Origin of the sequence: Sphingobium sp. R-21 (assembly GCF_049913335.1) — a bacterium.
GTDB lineage: Bacteria > Pseudomonadota > Alphaproteobacteria > Sphingomonadales > Sphingomonadaceae > Sphingobium.
Map to the genome: position 1 here is coordinate 163,328 of NZ_CP184374.1, position 19,731 is coordinate 183,058.

The 19,731-nt window shown below is 59.7% G+C and carries 19 protein-coding genes and 1 pseudogene; 15 read left to right on the forward strand and 5 right to left on the reverse strand.

All coding sequences use genetic code 11. The features are described from left to right. Positions 1-158: 158 nt before the first annotated feature. Positions 159-632, reverse strand: a complete 474-nt coding sequence (locus ACN9MX_RS00675) for a methyltransferase family protein (RefSeq protein WP_426387214.1) — start codon at positions 630-632, stop codon at positions 159-161. Between the two features lie 50 nt (positions 633-682). Here ACN9MX_RS00675 and ACN9MX_RS00680 point away from each other — a divergent pair, with 50 nt between their 5' ends. After that, on the forward strand, positions 683-973 hold the full coding sequence (locus ACN9MX_RS00680) for a recombinase family protein (RefSeq protein ID WP_363827952.1): 291 nt from the start codon (positions 683-685) through the stop codon (positions 971-973). 19 nt (positions 974-992) lie between these two features. Here ACN9MX_RS00680 and ACN9MX_RS00685 read toward each other — a convergent pair whose 3' ends face one another. Then, positions 993-2,120 carry an MFS transporter gene (locus ACN9MX_RS00685; protein WP_363828082.1) on the reverse strand — a complete coding sequence of 376 codons (1,128 nt, stop codon included), beginning with the start codon at positions 2,118-2,120 and terminating at the stop codon, positions 993-995. A 40-nt stretch (positions 2,121-2,160) separates the two neighbouring features. Beyond that, positions 2,161-3,134: pseudogene (locus ACN9MX_RS00690) on the reverse strand (aldo/keto reductase). 47 nt (positions 3,135-3,181) lie between these two features. Here ACN9MX_RS00690 and ACN9MX_RS00695 point away from each other — a divergent pair. The 3 genes from ACN9MX_RS00695 (at position 3,182) to ACN9MX_RS00705 (ending at position 6,127) form a co-directional block, all read left to right on the forward strand. Further along, positions 3,182-3,682 carry a LysR family transcriptional regulator gene (locus ACN9MX_RS00695; protein WP_363827955.1) on the forward strand — a complete coding sequence of 167 codons (501 nt, stop codon included), beginning with the start codon at positions 3,182-3,184 and terminating at the stop codon, positions 3,680-3,682. A 772-nt stretch (positions 3,683-4,454) separates the two neighbouring features. Then, entirely contained in the window at positions 4,455-4,988 is a 534-nt protein-coding gene (locus ACN9MX_RS00700; RefSeq protein WP_363827957.1) for a carboxymuconolactone decarboxylase family protein, read from the forward strand. Positions 4,989-5,329: 341 nt separating this feature from the next. Continuing rightward, positions 5,330-6,127 (forward strand): SDR family NAD(P)-dependent oxidoreductase, encoded by a 798-nt coding sequence (locus tag ACN9MX_RS00705; protein WP_363827960.1) that lies wholly within the window; start codon positions 5,330-5,332, stop codon positions 6,125-6,127. 675 nt (positions 6,128-6,802) lie between these two features. On the opposite strand, the gene ACN9MX_RS00710 is transcribed toward ACN9MX_RS00705, so the two are convergent. Beyond that, positions 6,803-7,570: an AraC family transcriptional regulator gene (locus tag ACN9MX_RS00710; protein WP_363827963.1), complete on the reverse strand. Its 768-nt coding sequence runs from the start codon at positions 7,568-7,570 to the stop codon at positions 6,803-6,805. Between the two features lie 171 nt (positions 7,571-7,741). Between ACN9MX_RS00710 and ACN9MX_RS00715 the strand changes: the two genes are divergently transcribed. The 5 genes from ACN9MX_RS00715 to ACN9MX_RS00735 all read left to right on the forward strand — a co-directional run bounded on the left by ACN9MX_RS00715 (position 7,742) and on the right by ACN9MX_RS00735 (position 10,676). Beyond that, a complete protein-coding gene (locus ACN9MX_RS00715; protein ID WP_363827966.1) occupies positions 7,742-8,113 on the forward strand; it encodes a VOC family protein in 372 nt (123 codons plus the stop codon). Next, positions 8,113-8,499: an SRPBCC family protein gene (locus ACN9MX_RS00720; RefSeq protein WP_133654625.1), complete on the forward strand. Its 387-nt coding sequence runs from the start codon at positions 8,113-8,115 to the stop codon at positions 8,497-8,499. Before ACN9MX_RS00715 ends, ACN9MX_RS00720 begins: the two co-directional genes overlap by 1 nt. A gap of 144 nt (positions 8,500-8,643) precedes the next feature. Continuing rightward, on the forward strand, positions 8,644-9,162 hold the full coding sequence (locus ACN9MX_RS00725; protein WP_363827969.1) for a GFA family protein: 519 nt from the start codon (positions 8,644-8,646) through the stop codon (positions 9,160-9,162). Positions 9,163-9,644: 482 nt separating this feature from the next. Next, positions 9,645-10,405 (forward strand): IS5 family transposase gene (locus tag ACN9MX_RS00730; RefSeq protein WP_363827972.1). Its coding sequence is split into 2 segments (ribosomal slippage): positions 9,645-9,969 and positions 9,969-10,405, totalling 762 coding nucleotides; the frame shifts between segments, so codons are not numbered across the junction. Between the two features lie 70 nt (positions 10,406-10,475). Continuing rightward, positions 10,476-10,676, forward strand: a complete 201-nt coding sequence (locus ACN9MX_RS00735; RefSeq protein ID WP_426387215.1) for a hypothetical protein — start codon at positions 10,476-10,478, stop codon at positions 10,674-10,676. Here the strand turns inward: ACN9MX_RS00735 and ACN9MX_RS00740 are convergent. After that, entirely contained in the window at positions 10,649-13,267 is a 2,619-nt protein-coding gene (locus tag ACN9MX_RS00740) for a TonB-dependent receptor plug domain-containing protein (RefSeq protein ID WP_363827975.1), read from the reverse strand. The two genes, ACN9MX_RS00735 and ACN9MX_RS00740, sit on opposite strands and share 28 nt — an antisense overlap. A gap of 178 nt (positions 13,268-13,445) precedes the next feature. Here ACN9MX_RS00740 and ACN9MX_RS00745 point away from each other — a divergent pair, with 178 nt between their 5' ends. The 6 genes from ACN9MX_RS00745 to ACN9MX_RS00770 all read left to right on the forward strand — a co-directional run bounded on the left by ACN9MX_RS00745 (position 13,446) and on the right by ACN9MX_RS00770 (position 19,541). Further along, positions 13,446-14,348: a LysR substrate-binding domain-containing protein gene (locus ACN9MX_RS00745; protein ID WP_363827978.1), complete on the forward strand. Its 903-nt coding sequence runs from the start codon at positions 13,446-13,448 to the stop codon at positions 14,346-14,348. 93 nt (positions 14,349-14,441) lie between these two features. Beyond that, entirely contained in the window at positions 14,442-15,632 is a 1,191-nt protein-coding gene (gene metC / locus ACN9MX_RS00750) for a cystathionine beta-lyase (RefSeq protein ID WP_363827981.1), read from the forward strand. Between the two features lie 24 nt (positions 15,633-15,656). Continuing rightward, on the forward strand, positions 15,657-16,691 hold the full coding sequence (locus ACN9MX_RS00755) for an amino acid ABC transporter substrate-binding protein (RefSeq protein ID WP_363827983.1): 1,035 nt from the start codon (positions 15,657-15,659) through the stop codon (positions 16,689-16,691). 11 nt (positions 16,692-16,702) lie between these two features. Next, on the forward strand, positions 16,703-17,686 hold the full coding sequence (locus tag ACN9MX_RS00760; RefSeq protein ID WP_363827986.1) for an amino acid ABC transporter permease: 984 nt from the start codon (positions 16,703-16,705) through the stop codon (positions 17,684-17,686). Between the two features lie 77 nt (positions 17,687-17,763). After that, positions 17,764-18,795 (forward strand): amino acid ABC transporter permease, encoded by a 1,032-nt coding sequence (locus ACN9MX_RS00765; RefSeq protein ID WP_363827989.1) that lies wholly within the window; start codon positions 17,764-17,766, stop codon positions 18,793-18,795. Further along, positions 18,792-19,541 carry an amino acid ABC transporter ATP-binding protein gene (locus ACN9MX_RS00770; protein ID WP_363827992.1) on the forward strand — a complete coding sequence of 250 codons (750 nt, stop codon included), beginning with the start codon at positions 18,792-18,794 and terminating at the stop codon, positions 19,539-19,541. The genes ACN9MX_RS00765 and ACN9MX_RS00770 overlap by 4 nt, the downstream gene beginning before the upstream one ends. Positions 19,542-19,731 lie beyond the last annotated feature (190 nt).

Here is a 19,731-nt window from a genome sequence, read left to right on the forward strand (position 1 = left end):
TTGGACATGTGCGTTTCCTCAGGCGCCGGGTATACTGCGGGGTCCGCCGGCCAGCCGGTTTTCCGTGACACCGGCCTGCAACCTTCAGAATATGATAGCTCGCGGCAAGGAAGCCCGTGTTGGTTTATCAGAAGGCCCAGGCGGCAGCGGCGGAATGGTTAGAGCCAGCGGCGAACCTCGGCCTTGTAGCGGCGGTAGTCGTCGCCGAACTTTGCTTCGAGATAGCGCTCCTCGCGAGCGATCGCCTGCGTCTGGATCGCGATCAGCACCAACGGGAGCAAGGCCAAGGCGATCGGCCCGTCGAAGCTGATCGCAAGGCCGGCATAAACAAGTGCCATGCCGAGATACATGGGATTGCGGGTCCACCGATAGGGACCGGTCGTCGCGATGAGAGTTGTTGGCTGCGACGGAGGAATATTGGTGCCCAACCGCCGGAACAGCCCCGCCGCCGCAAGCATGATCGTCGCGCCGGCAACGAATAACAGCGCGCCCGTCGCGACCAGCAGCCGCCAGTCGATGCCTAAAGAGCGCAGGGTGACGAACCGCTCCGCCGCCAGCCCCAACAGCAGCGCTCCCAGATAAACGAAGGGCGGAGGGAAGCGCACACCCGCGCTGTCTGGTTCGTCGGCCATGCTCATCCTCCAATCTGCGCTCTCAAACCAGCATCGACTGCTGGGCGAAGATGATGATGCAGATGGTCGGCAGTTTTGCCGAGTTCGAGCGCGCCATGATCCGGGAGCGGACGAAGGCCGGGTTGGATCAGGCGCGCGCCGAAGGCCGTGTCGGTGGCCGACGTCCGAAACTCAATGCCAAACAACGTGCCGAAATTGCCGAGAGTGTGATGTCTGGCCGTAAATCCGCCGCCGAGATGGCTCGCATATTTGGCGTCAGCCAGCCAACAGTGTCGCGGATCGTGGCGATGGTCCGGAGCCTGTCAAAACCATTGGCTGACACATTGGATCAGAGACAATGAATCCGCTGGAGGCTCGCCGTTAAGCGGGTTCGTTGCTCATCGGTTCACGCAGAAGGTGTATGGCCAGCGTCCCCAGGGCGACAAAAAGAGCTGCTGCTAGGAACACAGCGGCCGACGATGCGGAATTCAGCACCGCACCCCCAATCATCGCTCCGAGTCCGATCGCACCATTGAAGAGCGCCACATAGATGGCCGAGGCAGGAAGGGCGTTCGGCCCCGCTTCCTTCAGTATCCACGTCTGAAGCCCGACTAGCACGGCGGCGATGGCGCCGCCCCACACCACGAGTGCAACGCTCGCTTCCCAGATAGTGAGCGAGGCACCACCGATAGCCAGGACGAGCAAAGCCAAGGATGCGGATACCAACGATAGCATCAGGATCGCTTTCAACTGTCGATCGATGAGTGCGCCGGTGAGCGAGTTTGCAAGCAGGCCCGCTGCGCCGAAGGCGAACAGCAATATGGGGACAACGCCTGACGGTATGCGCGTCGTCTCTCCCAAGAACGGCTCGATATAGGTGAAGGCCATGAAATGCGCGGTGATCGAAAGAAGCGTGGCGATGAAAATGCGTTGAAAGCGCCCGTTTGTGAGCACCTTCGTCATGGCCTGGGTACCGACACTTTCCGCTCCACCGATGGGAGGGACCGTCAGCCAGACTGAACCGGCGACAAGAAAGGCGAGACCAGCGGTACAACCGAAGGCTGTGCGCCAGCCCTGAGCGGCTCCGACGAGATTGGCGAGCGGCACGCCCAGTACGCTGGCTGCGGATACGCCGCCGAAGATTATGGAAGTCGCGAGACCAACCTGATGTGGGGGCACGAGCTGTGCGCCCAGCGTGCCGATCATGGCCCAGAAGGCACCATGAGCGACTGCGCCGATGATCCGCGCCGCCATCAATTGGCCGAAGCTATCTGCCACGGCTGCTCCGACACCCGAGAGGGCGAGGAGGAGCATCAGTGCGATGAGCAGGGCGCGCCGCGGCATTCGTCCCATCGCGACCGCCGATACTAGCGCCGCCGCCGCACCGATCCATGCATAGAGCGTCACAATGAGGCCCACCTGCTGGGGAGCCTGGCCCAGATCGTTACCGATCTGCGACAAAAGCCCGATAGGTGCGAGTTCTCCGGTGACGATAGCGAAACTGCCGATGCCGAGCGTGGCGACGGCGGTCCATGCGCGCCAACATTGGTCATGCGTTTAGCCCTTTCATGCCTTCAGCGGTGTAGCGTTCACCTACAACCGGCAGTCCATCGACGGATGCTTCCGGGGTGGCACACTCTTCGTTGGTGAGGATGACGTCCCCTGCGGCGACATTCTCCTCGAGATATTTCAGGCGCTTCGTCCCTGGTATCGGAACGATGTCGTCGCCCTTCGCCAGCAACCACGCGATTGCGAGCTGTGGGGTCGTGCAGCCTTTGTCCTTCGCCATGGCGGATATGACGTTGACGATCCGGTGATTTGTCGTGAAAGCCGCGTCGGAAAACCGCGGAAGCTGGCTGCGGAAATCATCGGGCGCGAAATCCTGGCTGGCTTGATAGCGTCCCGTGAGAAAACCTCGGCCAAGCGGGGAATAAGGGACAAAGCCAATGCCCAGTTCACGGCAGGTGGGCAATATCTCCGCCTCAACATGGCGCGACCAAAGCGAATATTCCGTCTGGACCGCAGCGATGGAATGCACTTTATGCGCTCGGCGCAGGGTTTCCGCACTAACCTCACTCAAGCCAATTGCACCGATCTTGCCCTCCTCTACGAGGCGAGCAAGGCCTCCGATAGTATCCTCGATGGGCTGATCCTATGCACATAATAGAGGTCGATATGATCGACTTTGAGACGCCGCATCGAAGCTATGCACGATTGCCGGGCATAAGCGGCACTATTGTTCAAAGTTCGTTTATATTCCCCTGGCCTCCGGACAATCCCGAATTTGGTAGCGATCTTGATCCTGGCCTTGCTCGCCACAAGAAATGATCCGATCAGTTCTTCATTATGATGGGGGCCGTACATGTCGGCCGTGTCGAAGAAATCAATGCCAAGGTCGACTGCCCGTGCAAGGACATTGCGGGATTCCGCATCATCGCGTGGGCCATAGAACTCGCTCATTCCCATGCAACCCAAGCCCAGGGCCGATACCTGCAATTGGCTACCAAGCATCCGCATCCGCATCGCTAATCTCCTTGTTTTTTCGGATGCCCTGATGCCATATCCGGAAGATGAAAAAACTCGACATTCCCGGCAATCAGATTTCCATTTCTGGAAGACCTGCAAGCTCTAGGATGGTCTGGGATGATGCGCGCGCGCTTTTGGCTGTGGCGCGTTGCGGGACGTTGAGCGCGGCGGCCGACGCGCTTGGCATTGGAGTTGCCACATTGTCGCGGCGGATCGACCGACTTGAGGGCGCGCTCAAGCTTCCGCTTTTTGTGCGCCATCAAAGCGGTTATCAACTTACCGAGGACGGATCGGATCTCATCGAGAAGGCCGAGCTTGTCGAGGCGGCAGCTCTGTCACTTGCCTCGGGTGCAGCGCTCCAGTCGCAAGTGTCGGGGAAAGTCCGGCTAGCGACGGCTGAGAATTTAGCAAACGGGCTTATCCTTCCCAGTCTCGGAACATTCTGCGAGAAGAATCCTGAGCTCGTTACGCTTGAGATTCAAGACAGGCTCTTAGACCAGCCTCTTAGGCGTTGGCGCTCCGGCGAGCGGTCACCGTGCCCGTGAAGCCGAATCCGGCTCCCGTCAGTAGCGTCGGTGAGCCTATTGAGAAGACGTTGATATTGGGCTGTGCCGGCCGATCGACAGCGCCATGGAGTAGGGAAGCGATAGCCGCCGAAACACGCTCGACCGCGGACTGAACCGCCTCATCGAGGTGAACGTAACGGCTCGTATCTACCCGAAGTCGTCGCTCGCCGCTGCGCTCTCGCCTGAGCGCCCGGGGTTTTGCCCCTCTTACCATCCATCGAGCGAGTCATCTGATTTGGAGGGATGAAAAGGTCTGTGACGAGGGGGCGTATACGGCACTTCGAGCGGAACCAGCGATTACATCATCCCAGGCGCCCCGTGCATCATCTCGGGACAGCTTGAGGTGAAGTTCTAGTCTTATGCCCCCCCCCATGAATCGAGGGTGGGTGCTAACGTAATTCTTCGCCGTCAACATCAATGGTACAGGTTTGAGGTTGTGGTTGGGGCTTCGTCGTGGAGATGAAGCCCCAACCCTCCCTGAAAAATCGCTGGCGAAACCTCCGCTTCGCGTAGTCGTGGCTACCTTGCCGCCGGTATCTACCCGATGAAGCTACAGCTCTGTTCAAGTGCATCAATAAACCATCCATTATAATCCTCAGGAGCATTGCCTGCTCGTGGGCGCTTGGCCCCTGCCAACTCCTACGTGGATTATATGCATGGAGCAGTGTAGTACTGGCTTGCTTGGCCGAACCCGGCTGGGAAGCGCCACGCGACGGCGAAGCGGGGCCTGGTTTGGAGAGAGGAGAAATCAATGCGTGTAGCTTTCGAGCAAAAGCCAGGGCAGCCGCTAGGCGATCTCAGTTCCCAGTATTTGCCCGAACTGTTGAAAGCGGCAGGGGGGTTCTCCCATGCCACTTATCAGCACTCCCGTCTGCCGCTGCGGCTATTTGAGGCGGCGCGCATTGCCACTGCGGTGATTAACGGCTGCACCATTTGTATGAACTGGCGCTCGGCGCGCGATGTCCGGCTACTGGGTGTCGAAGGCAGCATCAACAAAACGGGAGATGAGCCCGACGAGAATTTCTACCAGGCGGTCCTGGCGGGCGATCTGTCCATGCTCGACGCTCGTGAGCGCCTCGCCGTACGCTTCGCGCAGAAAATGGGCACCGAACCGCGATCACTCTCCGCCGACGAAGCGTTTTGGGCTGAACTGAAGGCTGCCCTTAGCGACTCAGAGATCGTCGATCTGACCTATTGCTGTGCGGGCTGGATCGGTCTCGGCCGCGCTGCACATGTGCTTGGCATAGATGCAGCCTGTCAAATTCCAGAACTGCAAACGACGTGAGTTCCCGGACGCGCTTGGCCCGCGGCCGGCGTTAACCCCCTCCCCCGAGATTGCCGGAGGCCACAAATCCTGAGATGAGGGCGACGGTGATCGCATTTTGTTGGTGTCCGGCGACACGGACATGATCCCTGCCATGAAGCATTCTCGAAAATTCGGGCTTGCGGTCGGCCTAATTTAATTCAGTTGCCTGCCTCCGCGCGGAGGGCTGGACTATACCCTGAAGGCGCATGCCGATTTCGTCCGACATGTCGGTTGGCCTGAACTGCTCGTTCAAACTGAGATATTAGCGGCTATTCGCATCGCTGAGGTCGGGAAGGACACCGGAGTACGAAAGGCACACCATGTATAAAGAAAAATATGGACCTTGGGCAGTCATCCTTGGTGGTTCCGAAGGAGTGGGCGCTGAATTGGCTCGGGCGCTGGCGCACGACGGCGTCAATCTCTTGCTGGTCGCCCGCAGGACCGAGCCGTTGGAGGCATTGAAACAGAGTATCGTTGACCAGACACCCGTTGAAGTGCGGGAGTTGGCGCTTGATATCACGGTACCGGAAGCGGCCGATCAGGTTGCGGCCGCGGTCACCGACGTCGAGGTCGGGATGCTGATTTGCAACGCTGGATCCGGTGTTGCGTTGGGCGCTTTCATCGCGCAGGATGTTGAAGCACACCTCCGGTTAGTGCAGCTCAACATTACCAGTCAGATCCGGCTGATTCATCACTTCGGCAGGCTCATGGCCGATCGGCAGCGCGGAGCGATAATGCTGGTCGGTTCTGGTTCCGGCGAGGTGGGAACCGGGTACGTGGCGGTTTATTCAGCATCAAAGGCCTTCCAGCGGAATCTTGCCGAAGCGCTATGGTTCGAGCTTGCGCCCCAGGGCGTCGATGTTTCGGTGATGATGCTGGGCGTGACCAAGACGCCCCAGCTTGGACGGAAGGGTTATCCCGTCGATGATCCGAATGCGCCTGGCGCGGACCCTCGCAACGTTGCCTTGGCCTGCCTTGATGCTATCGGCGATGGTCCGGTCGTTCATCTCAACGAGACTGTTGACATCGTGGAAGAACTCAAATCGAAATCACGCAAGGACGTTATACGTGTTCTATCTGAGCGGGCAGGAAAAGTTCTTGGCAATGACATGAAATGAATAAGAGGAGACTTTATATATCTGCTACTTGACGAGCTACAACTAAGATTTGCTGTTTCGCAATTGAGACTTCGGAACATAATTACCATGCAGCTGCGGCGACGGTTACGGCACGTGTCGTATCTGATCGGCGGCGTCACATAAAAGGGGCACAGATATATGCTAAGAGCCTGTGTTTCCCGATCGCTAAGAGTGCCGGAGAGGGGACTTTCGCGACTGTCGGGTTCCGGGTGACGAACTGAGGATCGCGGACATTCGAGGTCCAAACGGTGAATGACCGCTGACGCCAACAAAGGCGACCTTCACGGCGCCTGCGCCGCCTCCTGATACTTTGCCCTCTGTTCATCTCGCAGACGCGTTCTGGGACTTTGCTGTCGTTTCTGGGCCGGCGTCGATAGGACGGCAGTTAGGCGAACACCGGACGTTCGAAAGAGAGCACGCAGCGTCAAGGCAAGGGAAAGGCTGGCCGATTTCGGCCTATCGGATTCGGGTCTATTAACGTAAATTGCTGCCGAAAAGGCATGTCGTAAAACCTTATCTGATAGGGCATGCGACACTTCGCCAATCCGACAGCGATTGTCGTGCATCGCCCCCCGTTCGAAGCTCAAGAAGTTGCGCGCGCGACATGCAACTGGCGGAATTACCTCCACGTGTACGAGAAACATGTGTTTTCCGTCAGCGGCAAATGTTCGATTTGTTACCTCTTATGCCTATCCGAGCCCGATATTCGCCGGGGGTTTCTCCCAGAACGCGACGAAATCTGCGGTTGAATTCAGAAAGGTCGGAAAAGCCGGCCTCTACCGCCGCCTGCAAAACCGAGCCGCCCTGACGCCGCAGGTGGTCGGCGGCACGGCGCATACGGATGGAGATAACGAACTGGTGCGGGGTCATTCCGACCACGCGCTTGAACTCGCGAAGGAAATGAAAGGGACTCATGCACGCCATTCGAGCGAAATCGGCAAGGGTTTGCGGCTCGTGTGCTTCCTGCTCAATCCAATGGACTACTTCTTGGATACGTCGGGTCTTGCTTCCCGTCGATGAAACAGTCGGCCGCTCGTCCAGCAATGCCGTGGCCACGCGCGCAGCAAGTTCGCAGGCAAACTCCTCGGCGATACCCGGCTCTTCGCACACGAGATCCGCGTTCAATAGCAGATCAGCGCCCGCACCATGCGGCGGCAAGGCCGCGCGATTGAAATGAAGACGTGTGACACCGGCGACGTCCGCTGCGATCATCTCATAGAATGCCGGGGTAAAATGGAACGAGAGGCATCGATCACCCACGCTGTGTTGATGCCCGCATTCAAAGCAGTCGCCCGGATTGCCCAGCAGGATCGCACCTGGGGCAAGGACCGCTTTGCCGCGCGATGACCGGTAACCGAACGTTCCCTCCAGGACGATTGCCACACTGACTCGCTCGTGTTGCTCTTCGAAAGCGGCATCCATCGGCCCCGCCTGACATCGTACATCCGATGCCTGCCAGCCATCGCCAATTGCAAGGGTCCGTGCGTTCAATGTCATAGGGGCAACTTAGCAATTTTCCCCAAGTCCGTCCCAGTGTGTTTCCGTTACCGCTCGCGCTCTTCGTGGGATCTTTCCGCCTCAAAAAGGAGAAGCATGGTGATCGACCACATCGGTCTGAAGGTCAAAAACATCGAGTTTAGTGCGTCGTTCTATGACGCCGTGCTCAAACCCTTGGAATGTACGCGCTGCTACGATGACCCGGAGGTCGTGGGGTATGGCCCTGCGGACCAGGCCATGTTCTGGCTACACTGTGCAGAGTCTGCCTCATCCCGCACACATATCGCGTTTACGGCGCCTGATCGGGAGGCGGTGGCGGCGTTCCATATGGCCGGTCTTGCGAACGGCGGCCGTGACAACGGCCTGCCTGGCTTGCGACCGGATTATGGCCCTTCCTATTTTGCCGCGTTCCTGTTCGACCCGGACGGCAATAATATCGAAGCGGTCTGCAATCGGGAGAATGTCTGATGGCTACGATATGGTGGGAGCAACCGATTGCGGCTCCGGCGGCAAAAGCGTGGGCGGCGATTCGACGCGTCGATAAGGCGCAAGAGCTATTTGCTCCTGTCCTAACCGACGGCGTTATGGAGGACGACGTCCGGACCGTCACGTTCGCCAACGGTCTTGTAGTTCGAGAAAGGATCGTTGCGATTGATGAGCAGCGGCAACGGCTTGTCTATTACGTGCTCGGTGACATGTTCGAGCATCATTCGGCATCGATGCAAATTCTGCCGATCGATGATTTGAGTTGCAAGTTCCTCTGGGTCAGCGATTTTCTGCCAGACGAACGCAAGAAAGAGGTGCTGTCATTGGTGGAACAAGGTGCCAGAGCACTCGCAGAAAACATTTCGTAAATGCGATCTGCTTTCTGAGCATGGTTCAGGTCGGACATTTGATGTGCCTGATGTGCGTCCCAATAGAGATGGACGACCAACAGGCAATACCTGCCGTGCGCGATGGGTTTCCCGTCGGCTGCGGTTGGACAACGGAACGGATGCATGGCAAATAGTTCCGAACATATTCGTGCGGATTCAAACATTCCGATGTCTCTTTCAGGAAGCTGCGACTGCGGCGCGGTCACCTACACAATGAAGGTTTGCTCTCTACAAGTTTATGCTTGTCACTGCCTGAACTGTCAGACCAGGAGCGGTTGCACATTCGCCGAACATGCAATGGTCCATGCATCCGCTTTTGTCTGCGAGGGCGAAGTCGAAGCATATTGCCGTGAAGCAAACGATATCCATTTTGAGGAGGTCGTTTGCAGAAATTGTTATACCCGGCTATTCAACCGCAACAGTTTGCTTCCCGGCACGATCTTTCTTCGGGCAGGAACGCTTTTTGAGAGTGAACGACTTGAACCGATAGCCCACATTTGGGTGAAGCGGAAGCAGCGATGGGTGCTTCTTGCGGATGGCGTTCCCCTGTTTGCGGAATCTCCGACACCAGAGGAGTTTGGAGCTGCCATCGCATTGGCCGATGCCCGTGGAAAAGATCAACGACCACAGAGTTCCGCATAACCACGCCGGATAACTACGGTTTCCTGTCATCCGCCGCTGGTTCATCGAATGTGCGATAAACAGGTGTTTTCCGACAATGCTGGTTACGGACCGTCGCCTCTGGCTACGGAACGACTGACATGGCGCGTATCTGCTCGACCGCTGTTTGGCCCCACCATGACCGGTTCCGGCGTAAGCCGACACTGCTGGAGCTTCACCGGGACGGCCGAAGCTGGTCGACATCTGTCGATTCAGGGGTCGCACTACATCTCGTCCGGAGTCGCCAACAAAGCCGTCGCTCGTTGGCCCAGGTTAGCTCGTCGAAATCTGCCCTACGTACATGCCTATTCAAAGGCTGCAACGGGGCCGTGTCCGGACAGGCAACTTCCGTGACCCCATATAAAGCTGTCGCTCATCCAGTCTCGTATGCGGCGGAACCTTAGGGTCAGGACCCATTGATATGCCCGGCTCGATCTGATTCAGGCTCCGCGAGGAGATTGAAGATGAGCGACCTGTATTGGCTGACGGACGAGCAGATGGCTCGGCTTGAGCCCTACTTTCCCAAGAGCCATGGCAAACCGCGTGTTGACGATCGCCGGGTGTTGAGCGGGATCATTTTCGTCAACCGGAATGGGTTGCGCTGGCGGGATGCGCCGAAGGATTATGGCCCACACAAGACGCTTTACAACCGCTGGAAGCGGTGGGGTGGCAAGGGCGTTTTCCTTCGGATGATGGAAGGTCTGGCAGCGCCTCAGGCTTCCGAACGCTGGACGGTGATGATCGACGCGACATATCTCAAGGCCCACCGCACGGCATCGAGCCTTGCGGTAAAAAAGGGGGCGCGGGACGCCTGATCGGACGCACGAAAGGCGGCATGAACACCAAGCTCCATGCCGTTACCGATGCGAACGGCCGCCCAATCAGTTTCTTCATGACCGCAGGGCAGGTCAGCGATTATATCGGTGCCGCCGCCCTGTTGGACGAACTTCCCAAAGCCCAATGGTTGCTCGCTGATCGTGGCTATGATGCCGACTGGTTCCGCGATGCTTTGCAGGAAAAGGGCATCACCCCCTGCATCCCCGGTCGCAAATCCCGGAACAAGGCCGTCAAACACGACAAGCGCCGCTACAAACGGCGCAACCGCATCGAGATCATGTTCGGCCGCCTCAAGGACTGGCGACGGGTCGCGACGCGCTACGACCGGTGCCCCAACGCATTCTTCTCAGCCATCGCCCTCGCTGCCACCGTTATCTTCTGGCTTTGATCAGTGAGTCCTGAGCCTAGTGTTGACGAACGCCGCTGTTGAGCGGGCAACGCTGTTGAGCGGAGAAACGATGAAGATCGCTACCGCAACTGCTGCCGCGCTGGCGATGGCCGTGCCTGTCGAGGCTCAGGATCGTCCCTCGGTTGCACCCAAGAATATGCAGGCACGCCAGAACGCCGATCGGACGGCGGCGCGGACATGGTTGAGCGATCATGGTGACAAGCCCTCGTTGCGCTGGTTTCTTCAGAAACGGAATGATGCTTTGACATAAACGAACCGGCCCGACGTGCCGTACGGAGCGATATAGGCGTACGGGAAGATGCCGTTATTATCGGCACCGTTCGTTCCTGCGGCGACCGAGGTGACTGTCGAGGCGATCTGCCGGTCGGGAAGCCGATCGAGCAGGTTGTTTGCTCCCACGGCCAGTCGAATCCCTTCACGCAGGTCGTATGAGACCTCGAGGTCGGTGACGATATCCGCCCCGAAAGTCTGGATAATGTCGTAGTTCGAACCGTTTGGTACGAGCCTGACGTGATAGCCCGGTGTCAGTACGGCAACCTGCGCCGCCGTCTTGTTGGTGAGCGCGACCTGGGAGACCTTGCCATAACGCGTATTGATCAGGCTCATCCGGAACGGGCCATGCGTCCAGCTCAGATCGAGCGAGATCTTGTTCTCGGGGGCGCTCTGGGTCAGGCGCACCTGATTGGTGAGATCCTCGAGTGGCGTCGTGATGCCGAGGGCGGCGAGCGGTGCCGGCGTGCCGGATATGCGATCGATGCGGCTGGTGTTGAAATTGGCGGCCAGTGTCATGTTCAATTGATCGTCAGGGCTCAATCGCCGCCGGTAGGAAGCTGTCACGTCGACGCCGCGCGTCGTCGTGTCAACGCCGTTGGTGACGAACGAGACGGATCGAATTCCAGCGAAACCGCTGGCTGCAAGATAATTGGTGAGCGCCGCACTCGAGAAAGCCGAGGATAGAGCGAGCCGATTGTTCAATTCCAGCCGATACCAATCGACCGATGCCGAGAAGGCGCCTGAGTTGAATACGCCGCCGACCGTCAGATCGCGCGCTTTTTCCGGCCGAAGCGGTGGCGCACCCACCAGCGGCGCGATGGGATCATTAGTCGAGATGAGGCGGATGGTGACCGGCTGACCATTGAAGAAATTGGTCGTCGACGAATTGTAGATGATCTGCGCGAGCGCCGGTGCGCGAAACCCGGTGCCATAGGACGCGCGGATCGCAAAGGGCTTGGCAAGTTGGAAGCGCCCGGCGATCTTGTAGTTGGTGGTCGATCCAAAATCCGAATAATTCTCATGGCGTATCGCCGCGTCGAGAAGCAGCCGGCCGAAGAAGGTCTTCTCGATTTCGGCATAAGCGGCCTTGGAATTGCGCGTTCCCCTGGCCGCATTTGCTGGCGAAATACCCCCGGAAGGCTGTGAACCCACCGCCGCCACGTTGCCGGCGTTGGGCCCGTCGAGGATGGGCATGCCCCCATTGACGTAACTTGCACGGTCACCAGCGACGAGGTGGAACCATTCCCGCCGATATTCCGCGCCGAAGGCGATCTTTATCGGTTCTCCGTCCGCCATCGGAATCTCGCGGGTGATATCGAGGTTGGTCGTCCATTGCCCAAAGCGTTCCGCACCTCGAAAGAAGTCGAGAGGACTGGCGGCGCCGAGCGACACGTTGTTCGAATTGAGATCGGACTGCCGGGAGGAACTATAACCGTATACCGTGGAAAGGTCCCAGCCGAAGCCGGCCAGATCATCTCCTTTGATGCCGGCTGCACCCGATGCGTTTTCGAGCTGGACCAGGTTGATCGGCAGATAGCCGTTGGGATGGAGGGCGCGCACCGTTTCGTCCTGCCCCGCGCGCCGGAGGAAATTGTAGGAATAGCCTTTGAGATTATTGTAGCCGCCAAACGCATAGAGCGTCACCGAAGGCGATAGCGGAAGCGAGAGATTCCCGAAAATCGTGCGGTTCTTATAGTCAGGCTCGCCGAAGATCCAGTTGCCGCGATCGACGGTCGCTTCGCGCTGATCGAGGCTTCCGTTCGATGGAGTCAGGCCGATCCCGGACCCATAATTGCCCGATGGTAAGGTCGTCCCGCCCGATCCGAAATATTGCTGGCGGGTGTCGGGCAGCGCACGGTCGGTATGGTGGTGATCGATATACTGGGCGGTGATGCGGAGTCGGCCGCTGTCGCCCAACGCAAAGCCCGCCCCCAGATCGATTTGATAATGTGCGCCATCCCCGTGCGTCGTCTGCCCGAACTGACCCTGGGCAAGATAGCCCAGGCTGTCATCGAGCACGATGTTGGTTACGCCCGCGATCGCATCGGAGCCATATTGTGCGGCGGCACCGTCACGAAGCACTTCGATGCGTTTTATCGCTGACGCCGGGATGGCCGAGAAATCATAGGCGACATCGCCACGCCCAATCTGATTGTTGGTGTTGAGATCGCTGTTGGTGTGACGACGTTTGCCATTGAGCAGCAGCAGCAGATCGCCGGTCGAAAGGCCGCGCATCGTGGGGGATTGCAGAAAATCCGACACGCCCGCCGCGGAGGGCCGGGGAATGCTGAAGGTCGGCATAGCAACCTTCAACATCGATTGCAGATCGGTCGCGCCACTCCGCGCCAGCTGGTCCGCGCCGATTGAATCGATCGGCGTCGGGGAATCGGTGGCGGTTCTTTGCCCGAAGCGCGAACCGGTGACGACGATTTCGGAGGTTGGTGTCGCCGAAGCATTGCTACTGTCGGCGGGCAACGCCTGAGCATAGGTCGGCGTTGCACTCAGCGCGACGGAAAGTACCGATGCAGATGTGAAGAGACGAATTTTCTGTGTAGTGGCAGGAAACATCGCTTGGCCCCCCTGTGGCGCGTTGGTTTCGCAAATCTCCCGAGAACTCATCCACAGCCGCTTCCGGGCTGCTGGCCTGGCGCTGATCATCGACCGCAAGAATAGAAATTCAATTGACGATCATGCACGATTCTATACCTAAACCTTATATATTATCCGACAGGAGCAGCGTCGCACCGTGAATTTTCGACAGCTTGAGATCTTTCGCGCCGTGATGGTCAGCGGCTCCGCCTCGCGTGCTGCGGAGCTACTGGGCATCACCCAGCCGGCCGTCAGTCGCGCCGTCGCAGAACTTGAGCAGCGCACCGGTTTCGATCTTTTCGACCGGGTGAAGGGGCGGCTCATTCCAACGCCCGAAGGCCAACTCTTCTTCCGCGACGTGACGACCAGCTTTGTCGGGCTCGACAGCCTCCGTGCGGCGGCGGCCCGCATCCGGGATTTCGGATCAGGCACGGTTCGCATTGCCAGTCTGGCCGCGCTGGGTTCAACCTTGGTCCCGCGCGCCATTCGCATATTCCGGATCAACAATCCGCAGATCGCGATCACGCTTCAGATCGCGTCCTCGGCTGCCGTGCGTGATCTGGTCATCAACGGCCAATTCGATATCGGCCTGGCGGCCGATGAGGTGGACCTGTCGGGCGTCGATCACAGTGCTTTCGCCAGCTTTCGCGCGGTCTGCGTCATCCCGGCGGATCATCCGCTCGCCGATCGGCCAAATATCCATGCGCGGGATCTGGATGGCATGGCGTTCCTGGCGCTCGCACCCGAAGATCGCGCCCGGGCGCGAATGACCGAGGCCTTTGAAGCCGCGAATGTGCGTCCGCAGATCGTGGTCGAAACCCCCAATTCGGCCACGATCTGCGCTCTGGCTTTGGCGGGCACCGGGATCGGACTTGTTAATCCGGCCGCGGCCGATGGCTTTCAGGAACGCGGGCTGATCCTGCGACCGTTCGAGCCCCCGGTCTATTTTAAGGCCCATATATTATATCGGCCGGATGCCCAGCGAGCGCGGCTCGTGCGCGAATTCACACGGGCGCTCAACGAGGCGGCCCGATCTGGCGGCGCAGCTGCGGCTCCTTAGGCTATAACATTCAGGCATCGAGTTGTACAAATTACTCAATTGAACTTCTAGATCGGCCGCGACAGGGTGCCGGTCGTTCAAAGGGAGTTTTCAATGAAGGATCGTTCGCGTGTCGTGCACCATCCTGTGGTTTCACGGGAAGGCTTCCATAGCCTTGCGGTGCCGACATATCGTGCCTCCACGATCGTGTTCGATGATGCCCGCGCGTACGCCGCGCGCAAGTGTCGCGGCCCCGACGGCTATAGCTACGGTCTTCACGGAACACCGACCACCCGTACGCTCGAGGCGCAGCTATCGGCCCTCGAGGGGGCGGAGCGCACGGTCATCACGCCGTCCGGCCAATGCGCGATCACGATCGTCTTCATGACGGTCCTCCGCCCCGGTGACAAAGTCCTGATCCCCGACACGGCCTACCCACCGGTTCGCGGATTCTGCGCGAACTATCTCGCAGAACGCGGAATCGATCATGACGTGTATGACCCGCTGATTGGCGCGGACATCGCGGGACTGATCGACGATCATACGCGGCTGATCTGGATGGAATCGCCCGGATCGACGACGATGGAGTTCCAGGATATCCCGGCGATCACGGTGGCTGCCAGGGCGCGTGGGGTATTGACCGGATGCGATAATACCTGGGCCACGCCGCTGCTCTTCAAGCCGCTTGCTCACGGTGTCGATTTCTCGATGGATGCCCTTACCAAATATGTCGGCGGCCATTCGGACCTGTTGCTTGGATCGGTATCGGTGGCCGATATCGCACTCCACCGACGCCTCAAGGATACAATGCGGATGATCGGCATCGGGGTTTCGCCGGACGATTGCCAGCTTGCCTTGCGCGGCATCGAGACGATGGGCGTGCGCATGGCGCATATCGGTCGGGTCGCCGCCGATTTTGCGCAGCGGATCGCCGGGCTGCCGGGGGTCGAGCGGGTGCTTCATCCTGCACTGTCCACATGCCCTGGCCGTGAATTCTGGCAGCGGGATTTCGCGGGCGCGAGCGGTGTGTTCAGCGTCGTTCTGGCCCCGGAAACCGCAGCCTTGCTCGAAGCCGCGCTCTCATCGATGCGGATCTTTGCAATCGGCGCGTCCTGGGGCGGTACGCACAGTCTCGTCGCACCGATGTCGGTCAAGAACGACCGCGTGGTGGCGCCGTGGACCGAAAGTGGCACCATCCTTCGGTTCAGCATCGGGCTGGAGGATCCGGACGATCTGTGGGCCGATCTCGAAGGGTTGTTCGCCGCACTCGCGCCGACGCCCAAAAACGTGGCAAGCCTGGCCTGACAGCCAATTTGGGAGAATGCTCGAATGGCCCGCCTGTTTCTTGCCAGCACAGCCATCCTCGCGCTGCTCGGTGGATGCAGCCAGGCACCCGCGCCGGCGGCCCGCTTCGGTGGCACGCTCGAGGCCGTTCGCATGCGGGGGTATGTGCGCTGCGGTGCGAGCGGGAACACGGTCGGCTTCAGCACACCCGATGACAAAGGATATTGGGGAGGGCTGGATGTCGATACCTGCCGTGCGATTGCCGCGGCTGTCCTGGGTGACAAGGAAAAGGTGCGGTTCGTGCCGCTCAACGGCCAGCAGCGCCTGACCGCACTCCAGACCGGCGAGATCGACGTTCTGCCACGGGCCACCACCTGGACGCTCGCGCGCGACGCGAACGGGATCAATTTCACGGTCCCGAATTTCTTCGACTATACCGGCTTCATGGTTCGGAAGGCTTCTGGCGCCGTCCGTGCGCAGGATCTGAAGGGGGCGTCGGTGTGTATCCAGACGGGGTCGGTAACCGAGGTTACGTTCGCGAATGTATCGCGTCGCTATGCGCTGAACCTGCACCCCGTGGTATTCGATACGACGCAGGCAAGCCGACAGGCTTTCTTTTCCGGCCGTTGCGACGCCTTGATCACGGACGCATCGGCGCTGGCCTCGGTCAAGGTGACGATGACCACGAATCCAGACGATTATCGGATCTTTCCGGCGGATGACGTCATCACGGCACTCACGCCGGCTGTCCGGCACGGCGACGATCGATGGTTCGACATTGTGAAGGCCTCGATCGATGCCATGCTGATGGGGGAGCAGCTGGGACTCACCCGGCAAAACATCGATGAACAGCGAAGCTCCGGCAATCCCGATATACGGAGCTTCGTGGGCAAAGAACCAGGCGTGGGCGCCGCCCTGGGCCTGCATGAGGATTGGGCTTACCAAATCATCCGCCAGGTCGGAAATTACGGTGAGCTCTATGAACGTAACGTCGGCTCGGCGAGTAAGCTCAAGATCCCTCGCGGCCTGAACCGACTGCAACGCGACGGGGGCATCATGGTGCCCATTCCGTTCAACTGAGGCCTCCCGCAATGTCGCGCTCCAGCCGCCGGTACTTTGCCAGATCATTCGTGCTGCAACTCGTGGCCCTGGCCGCTGTGATCGCTCTCGTCATATGGCTGGCGACGAACGCCGTACACAATCTGGCGAGTCGGGGGATAGCGACAGGCTTCGACTTCCTCGACCGTGCAGCCCGTTTTCCGATCTCGGAAAGTCTGCTGCCTTATACGCCCTCCGATAGCTTTGCCTGGGCGCTCGCGGTTGGGCTGGGCAATACGATCTTGCTGTCTATGCTGGTCGCAATCCTCTCGACGGCCTTCGGCCTGCTTCTCGCACAAGCGCGGCGATCGCATAATCCACTCGCGTCCGGATTGACGGCAATCTTCGTCGAATCCGTCCGCAACACGCCACTCATTGTCCAACTTCTGTTTTTTTACTCAGCGCTGATCTTCAGCCTGCCTGGACCGCATGCGGCCTTGAATCCGGCGCCTGGCGTCTTCCTTACCAATCGTGGCCTCTATCTGCCGTGGCCGATGTTCGATCACGGCAGATGGCTGCTGAGCAGCCCCATCACCGGACATTTCAATTTTGAGGGCGGCCTTGTCCTGTCGCCGGAATTCGTCGCGATCGTTGTCGGGCTCACGCTATATTCGACATCTTATGCCGCCGAGATCATCCGCAGCGGGATAGAGGCGGTGCCGCTGGGCCAATGGGAGGCGGCGCGCGCGCTGGGCCTGCCGGAACGGCGGCTGTTCCGGCTCGTGATCATGCCGCAGGCGCTGCGCGTGATCGTTCCGCCGATGACGAGTCAGTATATCAATATCGTCAAGAACTCGACGCTGGCACTCGTGGTCGGTTATCCCGACATCAGCTTCGTCACGGCGACGACGATCAACCAGACCGGACAAGCGATCGAAGGCGTGGCGATCCTGGTGCTGATCTTTCTTGTGATCAACTTTGCCGCGTCGGCAGTCCTCAACGCCTTCAACCGGCGTCTGGCATCGAGGGTCCGATGATCGCAGCAACCGGCCCGGTCGAAGCCTTTGTGCAATCCGCGCCGCTCCCCCCGCGCCCTGCGCCAGCCGCGCCTAGGATGGCTTGGCATGAAGGGCTCTTTGCCGGTCTCGCCAGCAGTGCGGCAACCGTGACCATTGCCCTGCTGCTGACGATGGCCGCGCCGCACCTGCTGTCGTGGGCCGTCGTCAACGGAATATGGCATGGCGGGCCGGCGGCCTGCCGTGCGGGCGAGGGCGCCTGCTGGGCGTTCCTGACGGCCAAGGGGCCGCAGATCCTCTTCGGCATCTATCCGCCCGGCGAACGCTGGCGGGCAATCGCGGTAGTCGTGGCGCTGACCGCGCTGGCGCTCTGGACGCTGCCACCCGCGCACTGGACACGAAGGACATTGATCGCGTGGATCGTTGGAATCCTGCTGTCGTTGCTTGTCATGGGCGGAGCGTGGCTGGGCCTCGAACCGGTCCCAACGAGCGCGTGGGGTGGATTGCCGATCACGCTGCTGCTCACGGTGCTGTCGCTCGCCATCGGCTTTCCCGCTGCGATCATGCTGGCGCTCTGCCGGCGGTCGCCCGCGCCGATCCTGCGCTGGATGTCGATAGGCTTCATCGAGATCGTGCGCGGGCTGCCGCTCCTGAGCATGCTGTTCATCGCGGCGGTGCTACTGCCGATCATGCTTCCTGAGGGCTTCACGATCGATAATTTCACCCGCGCTCTTGCGGCTTTATGCTGTTATTCGGCGGCCTATCTGGCCGAAGTGCTGCGCGGTGGACTCCAGGCCATTCCGCCAGGCCAGGCGGAGGCGGCCGCTGCGCTCGGATTACAGCGCTGGCAGACGTTGCGCTTCATCGTTCTGCCGCAAGCGATCGGCAAGGTCTTGCCCGCGCTGACCAATACGGTGGTCGTGATCATCAAGAACACGGGTCTGGTCCTCGTTGTAGGCCTGTTCGATCTGTTGAGTTCGGCAAGGGCGGCCTTGACGGATCCCGACTGGCCAGCGCCTTTCGCCGAAACGTTCGCATTCGTGGCACTGATATATTTCGCGATCTGCTTCGGCATCTCGCGCTACTCGCTGTTCCTGGAGACAAGGATGAACATGGGGCACCGGCGATGAACGTTACGCCACGCAAGCCGATCATCACACTGTCGGGCGTCGACAAATGGTATGGCGAATATCACGCGCTACGGGCGATCGATCTCAGCGTTTTCAAGGGCGAACGCATCGTTATCTGTGGCCCTTCCGGTTCTGGAAAGTCGACCCTTATCCGCTGCATCAACGGCCTTGAAACGCATGATGGCGGGGAAATCGCGATCGACGGCGCCGCGCTGGGCACAGACGCAAGGGCGGTCGAGGCGATCCGACGGCGTGTCGGGATGGTGTTCCAGGGCTTCAACCTGTTCCCGCATCTCTCCATCCTGGAAAATTGCACGCTTGCACCGATCCAGGCGCTGCGGCTGCCGCGCGCAGAAGCGGAAGGCCGCGCCCGTCATTTCCTCGAGCGTGTCCACATTCCAGAGCAGGCGGGCAAATATCCGGGCCAGCTTTCCGGCGGACAACAGCAACGTGTCGCGATTGCGCGTGCGCTGTGTATGCAGCCGGATGTGATGTTGTTCGATGAACCCACCTCGGCGCTCGACGCCGAGATGGTAAAGGAAGTGCTCGACATAATGACCAGCCTCGCCGAGGATGGCATGACGATGATCTGCGTAACCCACGAGATGGGCTTCGCCCGGCAGGTCGCCGACCGGATCGTCTTCATGGACGCCGGTCAGATCATCGAGATCAACGCGCCTGGGGCGTTTTTTCATGCCCCGCAACACGAACGGACCCGGGGCTTTCTCAGCCAGATCATGCACTGAACTACCTCGGCTTCGCCGGGGGCTCTTACTCCAGAGTTCGCGTAGACCCACGCAGCTACAATGTCCGCCTTCCCCAGGTCCAGCCCTTCCCAGATGGCGGGCGGAACGGCCGAAGCTGGTCGACACCTGCCGGATAGCGGACCTTCCGCACCTGGGACGAAAAAATAGAGTGCTGAGAGTCCGACAAGGG